Annotated in this window: 4 protein-coding genes; all 4 read right to left on the reverse strand. The window is 43.4% G+C overall.

The genetic code is table 11. The features are described from left to right. Nucleotides 1-468: cyclic nucleotide-binding domain-containing protein (locus VF500_RS29740; RefSeq protein ID WP_330863130.1), on the reverse strand; the 468-nt coding region annotated here is incomplete at its 3' end. Further along, nucleotides 452-1,156 (reverse strand): 3'-5' exonuclease, encoded by a 705-nt coding sequence (locus VF500_RS29745; protein WP_330863131.1) that lies wholly within the window; start codon nt 1,154-1,156, stop codon nt 452-454. The genes VF500_RS29745 and VF500_RS29740, both read right to left, overlap by 17 nt. 150 nt (nt 1,157-1,306) lie before the next feature. Next, on the reverse strand, nt 1,307-2,125 hold the full coding sequence (locus VF500_RS29750) for a DUF4249 domain-containing protein (protein ID WP_330863132.1): 819 nt from the start codon (nt 2,123-2,125) through the stop codon (nt 1,307-1,309). A 4-nt stretch (nt 2,126-2,129) separates the two neighbouring features. Then, on the reverse strand, nt 2,130-3,103 hold a 974-nt coding region (locus tag VF500_RS29755; protein WP_414688602.1), incomplete at its 5' end, for a TonB-dependent receptor plug domain-containing protein.

The raw sequence follows: 3,103 nt of genomic DNA on the forward strand, positions 1-3,103 counted from the left end.
TATATAGCTTTCCTCAAAAGTTGCCGGACGTTTATAAAAATGGGCAAACTCATCATTGAGCATGCGTTTGCCAAAATCAGAAGTGAAGTATTGGAAAAACTCTTCGTATGTTTTGCAAAGCGAACGGAAATCTTTACGGTGCAGAAAGAAAACCGTGTTACCTCTCTTAGCTATTACTGTGCGAATGGATTGCTTGCGGTTAAGCAATACCGAAATGCCGCCATAGCAATAACCCGAATGATGATGCTCCAACAATCGCTTATTTTGCTGACTATCGTAAAAAAAGGATTCGTACTCGCCCTCGGCAACAATATCTACGCCGCGCATTTTAGTTACTTCCTGCTGGTAGATAACTGTATCCTTACTATAGCGGATCTCCTGCAGCTGATCGGCAATTTCTTCCAATACCTCCGCAGGGAGCAAATTAAAGGGGGATACTTTTTTTAAAAATTCAAGACGTTGAACCATATAACCAAAAAGCTATGATGATGATCAATATTAAAACAATGGCTGCAGGTAAAAGGTATTTTTTTTCGGAGCGGATCTTTTGCAGGTAAACTTCCTGGTGCTGTACACTGTCGTCGGTAATGTCGCCGCGTTTCAGCATCTCAAAAAAACATTCAGCGGTAGCCTCGGCATCTTCAAGGGCATTGTGCTGCCTGTCTAATGTTTTGTTAAACAGTACCTCGTACAACTGGTTTAACCTTAAATATTTAACCTGCGGATTTTGTACCCATTTGGTGGTTGCCAGCATGGTACAAAACGTTTTTAAATTTTGAAGCGGGTTGGCGATCCCTGTGCGGTAAAACTCAACACCGGCAACATTCAGATCGAGCTCAATGAAATGACCTATTACCAACGGTTCATATTCTACCAGATCATTAGCCAGTATTGTCATTACATCTTTGCGCCATTCGCCATGCTCAACGAGATATTCTTGTGTAAGGCCGTGAACCGCACGTGCTTTTTCACTTATAGTAAAGTCATTATCCTTAATATAATGATCTTCACGCTTCAGCTCCTGCCTGTCATTGGTATAAACAATCCATGACACCTGCAGCGCGTAAGGCCAGTTGTCGTTATCGCAATAGGGCAGGTCCCACTTTTTGGGCAGACCGGAGGTTTCGGTATCTATGAATAAAAGGTAATCTTGCACATGCTAAATTTATGAATTTATTTGAATGATGATAACAGGCAACAAATTCCCTGCGGAGAAATATTGGTTTAAATAAAAAACACCCGCCATAGGCGAGTGTTTTTTATATGATTTCTTTAAAATAACTCCCCCTTTAGGGGGCCGGGGGGCTTACGGCGCTATCAACGTCTTCCTCTCCACAGTATGCACGCTAAAGTATCCCAAGGCCCCACCTTTAATATTGGTTAGCGGGTTTGCCGGGGCAGCGTTATTGCCATCGCCATTGGCACTGTTGCTTAGGCTGTAAAAGTATTTGTAAACAGCCTGATCAATGCTCATCATTTCGATGGTTACCTGGTTACCGGGGCGGATGTCCCTTGCCGGGTTATCATTGTCATTGCTGAACCTGAGGTTATTGTTCACTTCCTGTCCGTTGGTAAATTCGTCATCTTCCAGCATAATTGTTTCCTCTTTGCGGCCGTTTACATACTGTACAAAGCGGTAATAGTTTTTGGTAGCTATAGGGTCTTGATATCGCACAGTAACATATTTACGAGGGGTACCGTCTTTATTATTTTGAAGCTCATCTTTAACTAAGTAAATACTATCTAAAGGAACCGCAGGGAGCATGGTACAGCTTGATGTAAATGATTTACCATCGATACTTACATTGAGTTGATAAGTATGACCAGGAGTACCTGTCAAAGTACTGTTTTGATATACACCGGTCGAAGTTGGAGTAAGCGGATAGGTTGTGCTTCCGTCGGCAATGGTGACAGTTGCTCCGCTTATACCGTTAAAGTCATTATTATCAGTAAAGTTTTTGGTTTTGCTAAGCAATACTTTACAGCCGCCGGCCGCATCGGTCAATACGCCTTCAACAACATATTGAGGCGTGGTGTCTTTCAGTTTCAGGTCGATGGCTTTTTCGCAGGAGCTTAGGGCTGCTGCAAAAAGCATGATGGTTATATATTTTATAGTGTTTTTCATCGGCTTAAAATTTAAAGTTATAGGTAACCGAAGGTACAAAAGTGAATAAAGTGGTACGCACGGCTTCGGTACGGCTTGCATCGGTCTTGTTATCGCGGAAAAATATACGGTAAGCATTAGGGTTACCATAAGCATTATACAAACTGAAGGTTAAATCAGACTGAAACTTCGCCGTCTTTTTCAGTTGATGGGTAGCTCCTAAGTCAAGGCGATGGTAAGCCGGCATCCTGTCGGCATTGCGGTTGGTGTAGTAATAATAATTTACCCCGTCAACCTGGTATTTACCGCTCGGGAAGGTTACGGCATCGCCGGTATAGTAAACAAAATTGGCCGAGAAGGTCCATTTCTCGCTGGCTTTGTACATAGCTACAATGGCTATGTCATGTGTGCGGTCCTGCCGGGCATTGTACCATTGGTTGTTGTTGATACCATCAATCATCCGCTCGGATTTTGATAGTGTATAGCTGACCCAGCCGGTAAGCCTGCCGGTTTTCTTTTTCAGCAAAAACTCGGCACCATAAGCGCGGCCCTTGCCGAAAAGCAATTGCGTTTCTATAGGCTGGTTGGTAAATACGTTGGCGCCGTTGCGGTAATCTATCTGGTTTTGCAGCTTTTTGTAATAGCTTTCAACCGTAAATTCATAGTTGTGCTCGTTGAAATCTTTATAGTATCCAACAGAAAACTGGTCGGCAATTTCGGGTTTAATGAGGTTGGTGCTGGCCACCCATTTATCTGTTGGCGAGCCCGAATTAGAGTTGGAGATCAAATGCAGGTTTTGCGCATTCCGGGCATATGATGCTTTGATAGAGCTTACATCGTTTAACTGGAAAGCTGCCGCAACACGGGGCTCCAGGTTAACGTAGGTTTTAACCTCCTGCCCGGAAGTATAATGTTTTGAGCCGATGATATTTCCATCAGCATCAATATCATAATAATCGCCTGAGCCCAGTATGGTAAAGGCCGACAGGCGTACACCGT

It is taken from the genome of Mucilaginibacter sp. (assembly GCF_036383575.1).
In the GTDB taxonomy this organism is placed as follows: Bacteria; Bacteroidota; Bacteroidia; order Sphingobacteriales; family Sphingobacteriaceae; genus Mucilaginibacter.